18 protein-coding genes and 1 tRNA gene are annotated in these 14,773 nt (G+C 61.0%); 14 read left to right on the forward strand and 5 right to left on the reverse strand.

The genetic code is table 11. From position 1 onward, the window contains the following. Positions 1-42 precede the first annotated feature (42 nt). The 13 genes from PVT67_RS08470 to PVT67_RS08530 all read left to right on the forward strand — a co-directional run bounded on the left by PVT67_RS08470 (position 43) and on the right by PVT67_RS08530 (position 12,367). Positions 43-2,538: a DNA translocase FtsK gene (locus tag PVT67_RS08470; protein ID WP_301499464.1), complete on the forward strand. Its 2,496-nt coding sequence runs from the start codon at positions 43-45 to the stop codon at positions 2,536-2,538. Position 2,539: 1 nt separating this feature from the next. Next, complete coding sequence (lolA, locus tag PVT67_RS08475; protein ID WP_301499465.1) at positions 2,540-3,142, forward strand: outer membrane lipoprotein periplasmic chaperone LolA; 603 nt, start codon at positions 2,540-2,542, stop codon at positions 3,140-3,142. After that, on the forward strand, positions 3,139-4,479 hold the full coding sequence (locus PVT67_RS08480; RefSeq protein ID WP_301499466.1) for a replication-associated recombination protein A: 1,341 nt from the start codon (positions 3,139-3,141) through the stop codon (positions 4,477-4,479). The genes lolA and PVT67_RS08480 overlap by 4 nt, the downstream gene beginning before the upstream one ends. A gap of 19 nt (positions 4,480-4,498) precedes the next feature. After that, positions 4,499-5,785 carry a serine--tRNA ligase gene (gene serS, locus PVT67_RS08485; protein WP_301499467.1) on the forward strand — a complete coding sequence of 429 codons (1,287 nt, stop codon included), beginning with the start codon at positions 4,499-4,501 and terminating at the stop codon, positions 5,783-5,785. A 52-nt stretch (positions 5,786-5,837) separates the two neighbouring features. Further along, entirely contained in the window at positions 5,838-6,674 is an 837-nt protein-coding gene (gene nadE, locus PVT67_RS08490) for an ammonia-dependent NAD(+) synthetase (RefSeq protein WP_301499468.1), read from the forward strand. Continuing rightward, on the forward strand, positions 6,667-6,996 hold the full coding sequence (locus PVT67_RS08495) for a GIY-YIG nuclease family protein (protein ID WP_301499469.1): 330 nt from the start codon (positions 6,667-6,669) through the stop codon (positions 6,994-6,996). Before nadE ends, PVT67_RS08495 begins: the two co-directional genes overlap by 8 nt. Before the next feature lie 451 nt (positions 6,997-7,447). Beyond that, positions 7,448-7,741, forward strand: a complete 294-nt coding sequence (locus PVT67_RS08500) for a toxin HicA (RefSeq protein ID WP_301499470.1) — start codon at positions 7,448-7,450, stop codon at positions 7,739-7,741. Continuing rightward, positions 7,734-8,060: a type II toxin-antitoxin system HicB family antitoxin gene (locus PVT67_RS08505; protein WP_301499471.1), complete on the forward strand. Its 327-nt coding sequence runs from the start codon at positions 7,734-7,736 to the stop codon at positions 8,058-8,060. Before PVT67_RS08500 ends, PVT67_RS08505 begins: the two co-directional genes overlap by 8 nt. Positions 8,061-8,385: 325 nt before the next feature. Beyond that, a complete protein-coding gene (locus PVT67_RS08510; protein WP_301499472.1) occupies positions 8,386-8,730 on the forward strand; it encodes an energy transducer TonB in 345 nt (114 codons plus the stop codon). 363 nt (positions 8,731-9,093) lie between these two features. After that, entirely contained in the window at positions 9,094-9,408 is a 315-nt protein-coding gene (locus tag PVT67_RS08515; RefSeq protein ID WP_301499473.1) for a hypothetical protein, read from the forward strand. 420 nt (positions 9,409-9,828) lie between these two features. Beyond that, on the forward strand, positions 9,829-10,743 hold the full coding sequence (locus PVT67_RS08520; RefSeq protein WP_301494219.1) for an IS5 family transposase: 915 nt from the start codon (positions 9,829-9,831) through the stop codon (positions 10,741-10,743). A 466-nt stretch (positions 10,744-11,209) separates the two neighbouring features. After that, positions 11,210-12,034: an aspartyl/asparaginyl beta-hydroxylase domain-containing protein gene (locus PVT67_RS08525; protein ID WP_336407826.1), complete on the forward strand. Its 825-nt coding sequence runs from the start codon at positions 11,210-11,212 to the stop codon at positions 12,032-12,034. A 162-nt stretch (positions 12,035-12,196) separates the two neighbouring features. Then, positions 12,197-12,367, forward strand: a complete 171-nt coding sequence (locus PVT67_RS08530) for a rubredoxin (protein ID WP_301499475.1) — start codon at positions 12,197-12,199, stop codon at positions 12,365-12,367. Between the two features lie 96 nt (positions 12,368-12,463). On the opposite strand, the gene PVT67_RS08535 is transcribed toward PVT67_RS08530, so the two are convergent. From PVT67_RS08535 to PVT67_RS08555, 5 genes are read right to left on the reverse strand one after another with little or no spacing between them, the layout of a single operon-like run. Next, the gene (locus tag PVT67_RS08535) at positions 12,464-12,781 is read right to left on the reverse strand and encodes a TusE/DsrC/DsvC family sulfur relay protein (protein WP_301499476.1); all 318 of its coding nucleotides are present in this window, start codon (positions 12,779-12,781) and stop codon (positions 12,464-12,466) included. Beyond that, positions 12,782-13,042 (reverse strand): DsrH/TusB family sulfur relay protein, encoded by a 261-nt coding sequence (locus tag PVT67_RS08540; RefSeq protein ID WP_301499477.1) that lies wholly within the window; start codon positions 13,040-13,042, stop codon positions 12,782-12,784. 2 nt (positions 13,043-13,044) lie between these two features. After that, the gene (gene tusC, locus PVT67_RS08545; RefSeq protein ID WP_301499478.1) at positions 13,045-13,407 is read right to left on the reverse strand and encodes a sulfurtransferase complex subunit TusC; all 363 of its coding nucleotides are present in this window, start codon (positions 13,405-13,407) and stop codon (positions 13,045-13,047) included. Further along, on the reverse strand, positions 13,401-13,769 hold the full coding sequence (tusD, locus tag PVT67_RS08550) for a sulfurtransferase complex subunit TusD (protein ID WP_301499479.1): 369 nt from the start codon (positions 13,767-13,769) through the stop codon (positions 13,401-13,403). The genes tusC and tusD overlap by 7 nt, the downstream gene beginning before the upstream one ends. Positions 13,770-13,818: 49 nt before the next feature. Further along, positions 13,819-14,478 carry a Bax inhibitor-1/YccA family protein gene (locus PVT67_RS08555; RefSeq protein WP_301499480.1) on the reverse strand — a complete coding sequence of 220 codons (660 nt, stop codon included), beginning with the start codon at positions 14,476-14,478 and terminating at the stop codon, positions 13,819-13,821. A gap of 180 nt (positions 14,479-14,658) precedes the next feature. Here PVT67_RS08555 and PVT67_RS08560 point away from each other — a divergent pair. Next, a tRNA-Ser gene (locus PVT67_RS08560) sits at positions 14,659-14,748 on the forward strand. Positions 14,749-14,773 lie beyond the last annotated feature (25 nt).

Consider the following 14,773-nt stretch of genomic DNA (forward strand, 5'->3'; position numbering starts at 1 on the left):
GCCAAGATAAGAAGCAAGTTTGGAGTGGGGTCTTTGGAGCGCATGGAGCTCAGACGTTTATCAGGGGTACAGCGGCTGCTGGAAGCCGGTTTGGTGCTGTGCACCCTTTTTTCCCTGTTCCTGCTGGTGGCCCTGGCCAGCTTCAACCCGGCCGATCCCGGCTGGTCCCAGACCGGCGTGCCCGGCCAGATCCAAAACGCCGCCGGCACCATAGGCGCCTGGGTGGCGGACATACTGCTGTTCGGCACCGGCCTGCTGGCCTACCTGTTGCCCTTTGGGGTGGCCCTGTGTGGCTGGTTCTGCTTCCGCCATTACCGCACCCTGATGGACATCGACTACCTGGCGGCGGGGCTGCGCCTTATCGGCACCGTGCTGACCCTGCTGGGCCTGGCGGGCCTCTGTTCCGTTTATCTTGGTGACATCCACACCTATTCCGCCGGTGGCCTTATCGGCGACCTGGTGGCTACGGCCCTTCGCCCCTGGTTCAACTTCGTCGGCACCCTCCTTATCCTGCTGGGCCTCACCGCCGTCGGCATCACCATGATGACGGGCCTGTCCTGGGTGGCGGTGGTGGACCGCCTCGGCGCCCTGGTGGTGGAAGGCGCTTCCTGGACCTGGCAGCGCCTGGCCGGCATAGCCCAGCGCAGCCGCGCCGACCAGGTGCTGGACGCCGAGCCGCAGGAAGAAAGTCAGGCCGAGCCGGCCCGCAAGCTGCCCCGCATCAAGGAGCCGGTGCTGGCCATCGGCAACGCCCTCGACAGCAGCGCTGCCGAAGAAGCCAAGGCCAGCGAGCCCGAGTTCGACGCCGAACCCAGCTTCAACTTCGGTAGCGATCCTGAGCTCAGCCTGTCCCTGCCGGGCGATGACGACGAACTGGATCTGCCCTGGCTGGACGAGCCCGGCGCGGCAGACAGCGAGGTCGCCCTGGCGCCCAAGCAAGTGCATAAGCCGGCGCCCAAGGCTGCCCCCGCGGCTGCTCCCAAGGCTGACTTCCCACAGAGCCTGGCGGCGGCCATGGCCGACGGCCAAGAAGCAGGGCAGGGCGAGCTGCTGCCCCTGCCGTCCATGGATCTGCTGGACAGGCCCGACAAGAACCGCAACCCCATCAGCCAGGAAGAGCTGGACGCCGTCTCCCGCCTGGTGGAGGAAAAGCTGCTGGACTTCGGGGTCCAGGCCAACGTGGTGGACGTCCACCCCGGCCCCGTCATCACCCGTTTCGAGCTGGATCTCGCCCCCGGCGTCAAGGTCTCCAAGATCTCCAACCTCTCCAAGGACCTGGCCCGGGCCCTGTCCGCCATCTCGGTGCGGGTGGTGGAAGTCATACCCGGCAAGTCGGTGATCGGCCTGGAAGTGCCCAACAAGCACCGGGAAGTGGTGTACCTCTCCGAAGTCATCAACGACGACAAGTTCAACAACAACGACTCGCCGCTCGCCATGGTGCTGGGCAAGGACATCGCCGGCAATTCGGTGGTGGTGGACCTCGGCAAGATGCCGCACCTGCTGGTGGCCGGTACCACAGGCTCGGGTAAGTCGGTGGGGGTCAACGTCATGCTGGTGTCGCTCCTCTACAAGAGCACCCCGGAGGACGTGCGCCTCATCATGATCGACCCCAAGATGCTGGAGCTGTCGGTCTACGAAGGCATACCCCATCTCTTGGCCGAGGTGGTTACCGACATGAAAGACGCCGCCAACGCCCTGCGCTGGTGCGTCGGCGAGATGGAGCGCCGCTACAAGCTGATGTCGCTGCTGGGGGTCCGTAACCTCAAGGGCTTCAACAAGAAGGTCAAGGACGCCATTCTAGAGGGCCAGCCCATCAAGGATCCCATGTGGAACCCTAACGCCTCCATGGAGACCGAGGCGCCGGACCTCGGGCCCCTGCCGCGCATCGTGGTGGTGGTGGACGAATTCGCCGACATGATGATGATCGTCGGCAAGAAGGTGGAAGAGCTTATCGCCCGTATCGCCCAGAAGGCGAGGGCGGCCGGCATCCACCTGATCCTGGCCACCCAGCGCCCCTCGGTAGACGTCATCACCGGCCTTATCAAGGCCAACATCCCCACCCGTATCGCCTTCCAGGTGTCCAGTAAGATAGATTCGCGCACCATCCTCGACCAGCAGGGCGCCGAAAGCCTGCTGGGCCAAGGCGACATGCTCTACCTGCCGCCGGGCTCAGGGGTTCCGACCCGAGTCCACGGCGCCTTCGTGGACGACCACGAGGTACACAGGGTGGTGGAAGACTGGAAGAAACGCGGCAAGCCCCAGTACATCGACGCCATCTTGAGTGGCGAGATGACCCAGGAAACCTTGCTGCCGGGCGAATCCATGGACGAAGACGGCGAGCAGGACCCCCTCTACGACGAGGCCGTGGCCTTCGTCATCGAGAGCCGCCGCGGCTCCATATCCAGCGTGCAGCGCAAGCTCAAGATCGGCTACAACCGCGCCGCCCGCCTCATAGAACAGATGGAAATGGCCGGCATCGTCTCGAGCGCCGGCCACAACGGCAACCGCGATGTGCTGGTGCCCCACCACGGAGATTGATATGCGCTTGATGTCCCTGGCCCTGCTGTTGGCCAGCAGTTCCGCCCTGGCGGACGATGCCGCCGCCCTCAAGGCCAAACTGGCCGGCTTCGACAGCTTCTCCGCCCACTTCACCCAGAAGGTGGTGGACGGCGACGGCAACCTGGCCATGGAAGCCCAGGGGGAGATGGCCGTGGAGCGCCCCCAGAAGCTCTACTGGCACACCCAGTCCCCCGACGAGACCCTGATGGTCTCGGACGGCAAGACCCTCTGGCTCTACAACCCCTTCGTCGAGCAGGTCACCCTCTATTCCCCGACCCAGGCCGTGGGCCGCACCCCCATGCTGCTGCTCTCCAGCCAGGATCCCAAGATCTGGGACCAGTTCGACATCAAGGCCGAGGGCAAGGACTTCTCCATCTCCCCGAAAGACGAGAAGGACGCCTACGTCACGGCCCTGACCGTGAAGTTTGACGGCGACAAGGTGGCGGGCCTGGTGATCCATGACGCCTCCGGCCAGCAGAACACCGTCACCTTCACCGGCTTCAAGGCCCCCCGCACCACAGATGCGGCCGTCCAGTTCCACTTCACCCCCCCCGCCGGGGTGGCGGTAGACGACCAGCGATGAACCTGGGTTTCGACTTCGGCGACGGCCCTGTCGAACCCCTGGCGGCGCGGATGCGCCCCAGGCGCTTCGAAGACTATGTGGGCCAGCAGCACCTGGTGGGCGAGGGCAAGGCGCTGCGCCGCGCCCTGGAGGCGGGCAAGCCCCACTCCATGATCCTCTGGGGGCCGCCCGGCACCGGCAAGACCACCCTGGCCGAGCTTATCGCCCGTTATGCCGACGCCGAGGTGGAACGGATCTCGGCCGTGACCAGCGGCGTCAAGGACATCCGCGCCGCCATAGAGGCGGCCAAGGCCCGTGCCCGCAAGACATTGCTGTTCGTGGACGAGGTGCACCGCTTCAATAAGTCCCAGCAGGACGCCTTCCTGCCCCATATCGAAGACGGCACCATCATCTTCATCGGCGCCACCACCGAGAACCCCTCTTTCGAGCTGAACGGCGCCTTGTTGTCCCGGGCCCGGGTCTATGTATTGAAAGCGCTGGAAGAGGGCGATATCCGCGGCCTCTTGCTGCGGGCCCTGTCGGTGCCTGAGGGCCTGTCCGGCCTTAGCCTGGATGAAGAGGCTCTGGCGGTGCTGGTGAAGATGGCCGGGGGCGACGCCCGCCGGGCCCTCAATTACCTCGAGATGCTGTCGGACATGGCGGACGACGGCCGTATCACCAAGGATCTTATCGCCGGCACCTTGGGTAGGGAGGTCAACCGCTTTGATAAGGGTGGCGACCTCTTCTATGACATGATCTCCGCCTTTCACAAGTCGGTGCGCGGCTCGGCGCCGGACGCCGCCCTCTACTGGTATTGCCGGATGCTCGAAGGGGGCTGCGATCCCCTCTATGTGGCCCGCCGGCTGCTGGCCATCGCCTCCGAGGACATCGGCAACGCCGACCCCAAGGCCCTGACCATAGGCCTCAACGCCTGGGACACCTTTACCCGGGTCGGCCCCGCCGAAGGGGAGAGGGCCATAGCCCAGGCCGCCGTCTACATGGCCTGCGCCCCCAAATCCAACGCCGTCTACACCGCCTTCAAGGCCGCCCGCAAGGACGCCAGGGAGGCCGGGGACCTGCCGGTGCCGCTGCACCTGCGCAACGCCCCCACCAAGCTGATGGAAGAGCTGGGCCATGGCGCCGATTACCGCTATGCCCACTTTGAGCCCGGCGCCTACGCCGCCGGCGAGAACTTCTTCCCCGAAGCGCTCAAGGACAGGCGCTACTACCAGCCCAGCAACCGCGGCCTGGAACTGAAAATCGGCGAAAAGCTCGCCTATCTGGCCGAGCGAGACAGCCAAAGCCCGGTGCAGCGCTACACCACCGCCGAGGGCTCTGATACACTGCCCCAAGACTGAACGGACCTGAAACAACACCATGCTGGATAACAAATTTCTGCGCTTGGAGCTGGCCACCACAGCCGAGCGCCTTGCCACCCGCGGCTTCAAGCTGGACGTGGCCGCCATCGAAGCCCTGGAAGAGAAACGCAAAGCCCTGCAGGTGCGTACCCAGGAGCTGCAGAACGAGCGCAACACCCGCTCCAAGGCCATAGGCCTGGCCGCCCGCAGCGGCGAAGACATAGCCCCGCTGCGCGCCGCCGTCAGCCAGATCAACGACGAGCTGGACGCCGCCAAGGCCGAGTTGGATCAGGTGCTGGCCGACTGGGACGCCATCACCATGGCCATTCCCAACCTGCCGCACGCGTCCGTGCCTGTGGGCAAGGACGAGAGCGAGAACGTCGAAGTGCGCCGCTGGGGCAGCCCCCGCAGCTTCGACTTCGAGGTCAAGGACCACGTCGATCTGGGCACCAGCCTGGGCGGCCTGTCCTTCGAGGACGGCGTCAAGCTGTCCGGCTCCCGCTTCGTGGTGATGCGCGGTGAGCTGGCCAAGCTGCACCGGGCCCTGGCCCAGTTCATGCTGGATCTCCACACCGAGGAGCACGGCTACCTCGAGACCTATGTGCCTTATCTGGTCAACGAAGACAGCCTCAAAGGCACCGGCCAGCTGCCCAAGTTCGGCGAGGATCTGTTCAATATCAAGCCGGCCACCGAAGAGCGCCAGCAGCTGTCCCTCATTCCTACCGCCGAGGTGCCGCTGACCAACCTGGTGCGCGACGAAATCGTCGAGGCCGCCAGCCTGCCGCTGAAGTTCACCGCCCACAGCCCCTGCTTCCGCTCTGAGGCCGGCTCCTATGGCCGTGACACCCGTGGCCTTATCCGCATGCACCAGTTCGACAAGGTGGAAATGGTGCAGATAGTGCACCCCGACACCTCCTTCGCGGCCCTGGACGAAATGACAGGCCACGCCGAAAAGGTGCTGGAGAAGCTGGGCCTGCCTTATCGCACTGTCGCCCTTTGCACCGGTGACATGGGCTTCGGCGCCACCAAGACCTTCGACCTGGAAGTCTGGCTGCCGGCCCAGAACACCTACCGCGAGATCTCCAGCTGCTCCAACGTCGGCGATTTCCAGGCCAGGCGCATGCAGGCCCGTTTCCGCAATCCCGAGACCGGCAAGCCCGAGCTGGTGCACACCCTCAACGGCTCCGGCCTGGCGGTGGGCCGCACCCTGGTGGCGGTGATGGAAAACTACCAGACAGCCGACGGTCGCATCGAGGTACCACAAGTGCTGCGCCCCTACCTGGGCGGCAAGACCCATATCGGTTAAGAAAAAAGGGCGCCATCGGCGCCCTGTCTCTTTGGCAGAAGGATATTGACCCATGTCCCTTGAACAACAGATCCGCGACGAGATGCGCGTGTTGCCCGAGATAGACGTCGCCCACGAGGTGCGCCGCCGGGTGGATTTCATCAAGAGCAGCCTCAAGGGCGCCGGCCTGTCCAGCCTGGTGCTGGGCATCAGCGGCGGCGTGGACTCCACCACCTGCGGCCGCCTGGCCCAGATCGCCGTGGACGAGCTGAACGCCGAGAGCGGCGACAACAGCTACCGTTTCATCGCCGTGCGCCTGCCCTATGGGGTGCAGCACGACGAGGACGAGGCCCAGCTGGCCGTCCAGTTCATCCAGCCAAGCCACGCCGTCACCGTCAACATCCAGGCCGGGGTCGATGGCCTTTCCGCCGCCGCCCACGACGGCCTGGCCCCCACCGGCCTGGTGCCGGAAGACGACTTCAAGCGCGACTTCGTCAAAGGCAACGTCAAGGCCCGTAGCCGCATGATCGCCCAGTACGAAATCGCCGGCCTGGTCCACGGCCTGGTGCTGGGCACAGACCACAGCGCCGAGAACATCACCGGCTTCTACACCAAGTGGGGCGACGGCGCCTGCGATCTGGCGCCGCTGTTCGGCCTCTCCAAGCGCCAGGTCCGTTCCCTGGCCAAGCACCTCGGCGCCCCCGAGCTGCTGGTGGGCAAGGTGCCGACCGCCGATCTCGAGACCCTCAATCCCGGCAAGGCCGACGAAGTGGCCCTGGGCCTGACCTACGACGAAATAGACGACTTCCTCGAAGGCCGGCCGGTGAAGGATGCCGTGCGTGACCGCCTGGTGCAGATCTACCTCGCCACCCAGCACAAGCGCAAACCCATCCCCACCCTCTATGACTGACCAGAACGGGGCCGAAAGGCCCCTTTCGTCAGGTCCCGCCCCCAAGCCTTGGTATCTCTACCTGGTGCGCACCGCCAGGGGGCATCTCTATACCGGTATCACCCTCGATGTGGCGCGGCGCTTTGCCGAGCATCAAGCAGGGAAGGGGGCGAAGGCCCTTAGGGGCAAAGGGCCCCTTGCCTTGGTTTATGCCGAATGCGTTGGCTCGCATTCGGAGGCGCTTAGGAGGGAGATGGAGGTGAAGCGCTTTAGCAAAGCGCGCAAAGAAGCGTTGGTGGCTGCCGGCCAGGCGGCGCTTGAGGTGTGCAGCTCCGCTTGCTGAGGTGCGAGGGATTTTGAATCCTTTGTGTGACCCTGAGCCTTCACATCTGCTCGTAGAAACAGTCGATCTGATGTGGCTGCGCCACGGCTTTGATTTGCGGGGGGCGCCCCGCGGCGCCCTACTTTTGGGGTCAAAAGTAGGCAAAAACCTTGCCCACGTTCCGCTTGGTCTTCGCCTCTGGTCGTTCCCGGTTCACCGGCTCATACGCGGGTCCAACCACGTACTCACCTGCCTCGACATCCCTGTCTCGGCTGCCCCTCCACTCCCGCCGCCTCAGCGCTGCACTTAACGGGCGGGAGAGCGGCTCTCTCAGCCTAGAACTGGTCTAAAGTTGTGCGGACGAATACGACTATTGCAAGACGGTGGAGTGAGAGGTGGGCTCCAAAACTGTCAGAGACTAGTTGACTGCTCTCAAATTGGTACTAATAATGGTATCAAAGGAGTGAGCCTTATGGCATCTATTGAAGACATTGAGAACGCCTGCAGGGCCAACCCGGGTGACGTTCGCTTCAGCGACTTGGAAAGGCTATGTGAACACCATTTTGGTAAAGGCAGACAGAACCGTACTAGCCACCGGATCTTCAAGACACCTTGGGTGGGAGACCCTAGGATAAACATCCAAGAAGGTCGGAATGGTAGGGCTAAGTCCTATCAGGTGAAACAAGTCTTAAAGGCCATTGATAAGCTCAAACGAATGGACTGTGACGGCGAAGATTTTGATGAGCGAGAGGTGAAACATGGTTAACTTTGATCACTATACCTACCGGGTTACCTGGTCTGAGGATGATCAGGAGTTCGTTGGCCTGTGTGCTGAGTTCCCGAGCTTGTCGTGCCTGGATGAAACTAAAGTCGGGGCTTTTGAAGGTATCGGAGAAGTCGTTCGGGCGGTAATTGAGGAGCTTGTTGAGAGTGGTGAGCCTGTACCGCAGCCATACTCTGAGAGGAAGTACAGCGGTAACTTTCAGGTCAGATTGCTTCCTGAGCAACACCGGGCCTTGGCGATAGAAGCCGCTGAAACCGGTGTGAGCTTAAATCGCCTAGTTTGTGCCAAGCTATCGACTTGAATGACGGTCCTCTGAATTAAAATCCCGACGAGAGTCGGGATTTATTATGGCATGTTCATTGACTTAAGTTCCGCTAAATAACTAATTATGCTAATAAAACCCATAAGTGGAGGCTATAACGAGGATTGGCGATAAGATCATCATATGATGCTCTCATTAGGAAAACCTTTCGCACTTTGACAGTCCTGTTGGGCAGCAATAGCCTGCCTGGCACCCTTTTGCGTTGGCTGCGTCAGAAATCCATTCAAACGCCGGGATGAATGGTGCCTGTGGCCCACTTGTGCGAGGATCGGCAGTCATTGAGACATGACGTTGAGTGACTTTCGTGAAAAAAATCTTGGTACTTCTTTCCGCCATATTGCTGTCAGCTTGTGCATCCACTAAGACGGCCAAGTCTGGCGTGGGTGTTACTGTCTCCTTCGAAGGGGCAACACCCATCTTCTATTTCACCCCAGCGTACCCCGAAGCGGCTTTAACCAAGCATCAAGAGGGGACAGTGAAGATTGGGTTCATCGTTGGTAAGGATCGTAAGCCAACCAATCTCAAGGTGCTGGCTTCGGCAGGAAAGACTTTGGACGCTGAGACCCTCAACGCCCTTGAAAAGACGACATTTCAGGAGAAGTACATAGGACAGTCACTTTCAGCTACGGCCACATTCAAAGCGGACTGACCTAGCTAGCTGTAACCTGCTTCCCGAAGCCCGGCATAAGCCGGACTTTGTCGTTTTATGGGTAAGGGAGAATGACGCTGCGACCATTTATTCGGAGCTGAACGGAGCAGCTTTTAGGGCCCCTTAAAGTGAAGCACTGACCCTTCAGGGGAGTGAGCTGGCGCGAGACAAGGATGCGAGGCGGCCAGCTTGGTTGAGCAGAGGATGCGTTGGGAACCGTACGCAGCGGTCAGCGGCAAGCGACCAAGGCAAGGAGCGAGGGGCGCAGGACTATGGTTTTGTTGGGCGGAATTTTGCGCAAGTTTCTGGCGGTAGGGACTATCCTAAATCCGGTTCCCCCTTACCAAAGGAAGGCAGGCAACAATGGATACGGTACAACTGCGGGTCACCAATGCTGTCATGGAACAGGCCGTAAGAGGCAGGCACCAAGAGCAGATAGCCATCAGTGGCGCTGTCGGCGCCTTTGACCGGCTGCTTCGCTTTTGCAACCGCGAGCAGCGGATCATGGTGCGGCTGGCCGGAGCCCTGGATTTGGTCATAGGTGACACCAGCGCTATCTGGCGCAGTCATCAGGAAAGCCCAGCCGACTTTGACAGCCTCTACGCCCTGCTTGCCAGCAAGCCTGATACTAATTTCACCCTGCCCGTCACTGTTATTGCCAGTCCTTTTACCGGCTAACGCTAACGAACATCTGGCAGCGGCCTGTTTCGAGGCGGAAATAATTCAAGATTCATGCGATGTTGCTCGAAGCGGCTTCGGGGCCCCTTTTAGTGAAGCGCTGAGTCGGCGGGAGTGAAAGGCCAGCCGAGACAGGATGGCAGGGGACCGCCCAGGTGCAGGTGAGTACGTGCCGGGATCGCGTATGAACCGGTGGCCTCCGAGCGACCAGAGACGAAGATTGAGCGTAACGCTGGGGTGTCATTCTTTGCCTGGGTGGCCCCGCCTACTTTCTTGGACAAGCAAGAAAGTAGGTCGCCTGCCGGGGCGAGTCCCGGCATATAAAGCAACTTGGGTTAAAAACGGCGTTGTTTCCCAAATCCGGTGAACCAATCCGCCTGACTGTGATCCGATCCCCGACGTATCGATGGGGAACAGCAGATGGGTCAGGCTAAACGCACTATCACCAATTGGGCAGACTACAACCGCGCCTTGGTTAACCGAGGCTCATTAACCTTCTGGATGGATGAAGCGGCTACCCGCCATTGGCATTGCCAACAGCATCACGGCGGTCGGGGTCGTGGTTTCGAATACAGCGACACCGCCATCGAGACAGCGCTGATGCTCAAGGGCCTGTTCGACCTGCCGCTGCGTGCCTTGGAAGGCTTTATCAACTCGCTATTCCAGTTGATGGAACTGCCGTTGACCTCGCCCAGTTACAGCTGCATCAGCAAGCGCGCCAAGACGGTCAACATCCGCTACCGCCTGCCCAGCAAGGGCCCAGTTGCCCACCTGGTTATCGACGCCACCGGGCTCAAGGTCTATGGCGAAGGCGAGTGGAAGCAACGCAAGTACGGCAAGGAGAAGCGCCGTGTCTGGCGCAAGCTACACCTGGCCGTCGATGCGCAGACCCATGAGGCTATCGCCGCCGAAGTCAGCCTGGAAAACGTCGGTGATAGCGAGGTACTGCCCGGCCTGCTCAATCCTCTGCGCCGCCGTATCGACCAAGTCAGCGCCGACGGGGCTTACGACAGCAGAGCCTGCCACCGGCTACTGCAAAGAAAAGGCGCCAAAGCCAGCATCCCGCCTCGCAAGACAGCGGGGTACTGGGAGCAAGGTCACCCAAGGAACGAGGCAGTGGCGGCGCTGAAAGCCGGGCAACTGGCCGAGTGGAAAAGGGAAAGCGGCTATCACCAACGCTCAAAAGCGGAAACGGCTATGTCGCGATACAAGCAGCTCATCAGCCCGAAGCTGAGTCTGCGCGACTACAACGGCCAAGTGGCAGAGGCTTTGGCTGGGGTGAAGGTGATGAACAAAATGCTGGGCCTCGGCATGCCTGTTCGCCAGGTCAGTTAAGGGCAGCAAGCCCTTTAGGAGCAGGCTTTCCAGGCTCTGATTTGATCAACAACGCCGTTAAAAACGGTCCCTTAGGAGTAAAACCCGCTGCGCAGTAAGAATAAAAAGGCCACTCAATCTGGCTCGCTTGGCTAAAGGCGTCGCCACATGATTCGTCGTGCCCGTGCAGCGCACACTTTGCTACAGCACGACACACCTTGCTATGAGGTGAAGCCCAACTGGCCAGTGAGGCCCCCGACGCAAGGGGGGAAGGCCGGCGAGGCCGCGGCAGCCATGGCCCGGACTCTGGTTAAAGCCCAACCATCCGAGCGACTTTTTCAGGGGCGACGGTGGCGTTTTGGGGCTTTTTGGGATATTGATCACACTGCTTATCGACGAGGAGCGGGTCATGGGACTGACTGTTTTAGCCGTGTTTATTTTGTGTGGCATCTATGTTCAGAATCGTGGTGTGGTGCAACATGATAAGTTGCTCCGTAAGGTCACGGATCACGCCAACCTGATGGGGCCCATCAACTGCATTTTCTATTTGTTTTCCGGCGTCAAGAATACCCCCTTTCTCGAGGTCAAGGACTTTCCCGAATTGAAAGTCATCGATGACCATTGGGAGATGATCCGTGACGAAGCCTTGAGCCTGAACGAGGCCGCGCAAATCAAGGCCTCCGAGGATCTGGACGATCTCGGTTTCAATTCCTTCTTTCGCACCGGCTGGAAACGCTTTTACCTGAAGTGGTACGGTGGCACCAACCTCAAATCTGCCCAGCAACTTTGCCCCAAGACGGTCGAGCTGCTCTCCGGTATTCCCAGCGTCAAGGCGGCCGTATTCACCATGCTGCCGCCGGGCTCGCGCCTGGGCGAGCACAGAGACCCTTATGCCGGCTCATTGCGTTACCACCTTGGGCTGGTCACGCCGAACTCCGAAGACTGCAACATCGTCGTGGACGGGCAGAAGTACCATTGGAAAGACGGCGAGTCGGTGATCTTCGACGAGACCTTTGTGCACCACGCCGAGAACAATACCGATAAAAACCGGATCATCCTGTTCCTGGATGTCAAAAGGCCGGTGAAGTTCTTCCTTGTCGATTGGTTCAACAACGTCCTGTCTTATACGCTGATGGCCGCCTCCGCCACCAAGAACGTGAAAGGCGACAAGGTCGGTATCATCAACAGGGTTTTCCATTACCTGTTCAAGGTGCGGAACTGGGTTAGGCAGCTGAAGGGCATCAACAAGCCCCTCTACAACGTTGTGCAATACGGCTTTTACTTCGGCCTGATTTACCTCATCTTCTTCTAAGCCTAATCAACCTTGAAAAAAGCGGGCCATGGCCCGCTTTTTTCTTTGCGCGTTTTGAGGATGGGAAGTCGCAGATAAAACGCCATACATCGGTTTCCCGGGTCATCCACGGCAACCTGGCTTCTATGCTGAGAAGACACCAGCCAGGAGAGAGGACGCCCCATGACATACCGCAAGTTCGAATGCACCGTCTGCGGCCATATCTACGACGAGGAGAAGGGCGAGCCGGAGGACGGCATTGCCCCCGGCACCCTCTGGGACGAACTCCCTGACGACTGGGTCTGCCCCGAATGCGGCGCCGCCAAGGCCGATTATGTGGAGATCACCGAATAAAAAGCCCAGCAACCGCTGGGCTTTTTATCAGAGGCACTGGATGGCCGGGCCGGGTCCTGCCACCAGGGACGGGTCAGAACGCCACTGCTGAAATTTTTACAGGCACTTAGCGGGTTTAGGCAGCCCCGCTATCTTGGTCGCCTGCTTGGCTGGGCCTTCGGGGAAGAGCTTGAAAAGGTAGGGGGAGTTGCCTTTTTCCTCACCGTATTTTTCCTTCACGGCTTTGACCAGCAGGCGCACGGCGGGGCTGGTCTTGTACTCGCCGTAGAAGTCGCGCACGAAGCGCACTATCTCCCAATGGGCCTCGGTGAGCTCTATGCCTTCCTCTGCGGCCAGCAGGGGGGCCAGGGCTTCGGTCCAGTCGTTGGTGTTGAGCAGATAGCCTTGTTTGTCGCGGGCGATGTTGTCCAGCATTTACCAGGTAACCGTGTTGTCGAAATCCAGGGTCAGGGCCACCACCCTGGGCCATTCGATGGCGGTGATGGCCGGCGGGCAGCGCGAGCAGAGGGCGCGGGCCCGGGCATCGCTCTGCAGCCAGTAGCAGGGCAGGGAGGGTAAGGCCTCCAGGGCCTGATAGCAACCGTCGCCGTGGAAGAGCACGGCGTCGCCGCTTTGCATCAAGGACTGGGCCCGGGCAAAGGCCTGGCGGTTGGAAATGATATGGAGTGTGCTCATCATCAGAACCTGTAGATGCACTGCTGCTGTGCCAGCAGCTCGGCCATTCCCTGGCTGTCCAGGACCTTGGCCTCAAGGCTGAGATCGGCAGCGCTCAGCCCCCTTTTTGCCAGGGCCTCGCCACAGACGTAGATGTCTTCCACCTCATAAAGCGGCAGGGCCCTGAAGGTGGAAAGATAGTCCTTGCTGCGCCCTTGTAAAGGGTCTTGGCCCTTGACCAGTTGCCAGAGGCCGTCGTCGAGGAAGAGCAGGCTAAGCTGTTGCTCATAGGCCGAGGCCGCCAGCACGGCGTCCAGGGCCTCGCGGCCTTGGAAACCGGCGAAGGGCGGGGCGCTGAAGATGACCAGGATGCGTTTTTCTACCATTGCACTGTCCTCTCTGAGGCGGCGCTGGCCGTGATGAGCTCGCCGAGGCCCGCCTGGCAGAAGGGGGCCGCCATGGCCGGGGCCAATTCCGCCTCCTCGGCCTGCTCGGCATCCAAAATGCCGCGCCGCTCGGCGGCGGCCACGCAGACGGCCAGTTCCAGGCCCTGGGCCTTGGCAAAGTCCGCCCAGGCCTTGCCGACATGGGGTTCGTCCCCTATCTGGGGCACCATGCCGTTGGCCGTGCGCACCGCCTCGCCGTAGAAGAAGATGCGCGCCAGGGCATGGCCTTCGGCCAGGGCCGCCTCGGCAAAGGCCAGGCCCGCCCAGGGATCGTCTGTGATTAGCAGGGTGAAAGTCGCCATGGTTCCACTAAAAAAGGCCCTGCCGGGCCCTTGTTGCCTCGGGTCTTTATCAATCGTCGTTCATGATACCCAGAATGTTCAGCAGACTCACAAAGATGTTGTAGAGGCTGACGAAGAGGGTGACGGTGGCCATGATGTAGTTGCGCTCGCCTCCATGCACTATGGCGCTGGTCTGCAGCAGGATCACGGCGCTGGAAAACAGCATGAAGAGGCCGGACATGGCCAGATAAAAGAAAGGCGCGTGCACGAAGAAGCTGCCGATCATCATCAGCAGCAGCACCCAGAAGCCGGCCTGGATCATGCCGGCCAGGAAGGACATGTCCTTGCCCGTGACCAGCACATAGGCGGAGAGGGCGAAGAAGATGAGGCCGGTGCCGCCGAGGGCCATGAACACCAGCTCGCCCATGCCGGCGTGCAGGTAGAGGCTCAAGATGGGGCCCAGGGTGTAACCCATGAAGCCGGTCAATGCGAACACAGAGAGGATGCCGGCGCCGGAGTTGGCGGTCTTGGCGGTGAGGAAGAGCAGGCCGTAGAAACCCACCAGGGTGATGATGGGGCCGGGGTAGGGCAGGTTCAGGCTCATGGCCACGAAAGCCACCAGGGCGCTGAAGGCCAGGGTCATGCCCAGCAGCCAATAGGTGTTGCGAAGCACCTTGTTGACGCCGACGGCGCGGCCTAGGGTACGGGTCTGGGTTTGGTATTGCTGCATATGAAGGCTCCTTGAGGAATGCGTCTAACCCTTTGAACCTCGCCATCTTAACAAAGTTCGCCGCGCCAGGCAGGGCGGGTTGCTCGGGATTTAGGCAAACAATTCAAGGGCCTCTTTACAGCCTTTCGGCATCTGGCTATAGTGCAGGCCGTCGATAGCGAGCCGCTTCGCTATCGACTTGGAAGGTTGGCAGAGCGGTTGAATGCACCGGTCTTGAAAACCGGCATGGGTTAACGCCCATCCAGGGTTCGAATCCCTGACCTTCCGCCAAATCCTGAAAGGCCGCCCTTGGGGC

The sequence above is a fragment of the Gallaecimonas kandeliae genome, assembly GCF_030450055.1.
Lineage (GTDB): Bacteria > Pseudomonadota > Gammaproteobacteria > Enterobacterales > Gallaecimonadaceae > Gallaecimonas > Gallaecimonas kandeliae.

Bases quoted from the DNA above. Each gene is read 5' to 3' on its own strand.
- PVT67_RS08470 (WP_301499464.1), top strand. From the start codon at position 43: ATGGAGCTCAGACGTTTATCAGGGGTACAGCGGCTGCTGGAAGCCGGT.
- lolA (WP_301499465.1), top strand. From the start codon at position 2,540: ATGCGCTTGATGTCCCTGGCCCTGCTGTTGGCCAGCAGTTCCGCCCTG.
- PVT67_RS08480 (WP_301499466.1), top strand. From the start codon at position 3,139: ATGAACCTGGGTTTCGACTTCGGCGACGGCCCTGTCGAACCCCTGGCG.
- serS (WP_301499467.1), top strand. From the start codon at position 4,499: ATGCTGGATAACAAATTTCTGCGCTTGGAGCTGGCCACCACAGCCGAG.
- nadE (WP_301499468.1), top strand. From the start codon at position 5,838: ATGTCCCTTGAACAACAGATCCGCGACGAGATGCGCGTGTTGCCCGAG.
- PVT67_RS08495 (WP_301499469.1), top strand. From the start codon at position 6,667: ATGACTGACCAGAACGGGGCCGAAAGGCCCCTTTCGTCAGGTCCCGCC.
- PVT67_RS08500 (WP_301499470.1), top strand. From the start codon at position 7,448: ATGGCATCTATTGAAGACATTGAGAACGCCTGCAGGGCCAACCCGGGT.
- PVT67_RS08505 (WP_301499471.1), top strand. From the start codon at position 7,734: ATGGTTAACTTTGATCACTATACCTACCGGGTTACCTGGTCTGAGGAT.
- PVT67_RS08515 (WP_301499473.1), top strand. From the start codon at position 9,094: ATGGATACGGTACAACTGCGGGTCACCAATGCTGTCATGGAACAGGCC.
- PVT67_RS08520 (WP_301494219.1), top strand. From the start codon at position 9,829: ATGGGTCAGGCTAAACGCACTATCACCAATTGGGCAGACTACAACCGC.
- PVT67_RS08530 (WP_301499475.1), top strand. From the start codon at position 12,197: ATGACATACCGCAAGTTCGAATGCACCGTCTGCGGCCATATCTACGAC.
- PVT67_RS08535 (WP_301499476.1), bottom strand. From the start codon at position 12,781: ATGCTGGACAACATCGCCCGCGACAAACAAGGCTATCTGCTCAACACC.
- PVT67_RS08540 (WP_301499477.1), bottom strand. From the start codon at position 13,042: ATGAGCACACTCCATATCATTTCCAACCGCCAGGCCTTTGCCCGGGCC.
- tusC (WP_301499478.1), bottom strand. From the start codon at position 13,407: ATGGTAGAAAAACGCATCCTGGTCATCTTCAGCGCCCCGCCCTTCGCC.
- tusD (WP_301499479.1), bottom strand. From the start codon at position 13,769: ATGGCGACTTTCACCCTGCTAATCACAGACGATCCCTGGGCGGGCCTG.
- PVT67_RS08555 (WP_301499480.1), bottom strand. From the start codon at position 14,478: ATGCAGCAATACCAAACCCAGACCCGTACCCTAGGCCGCGCCGTCGGC.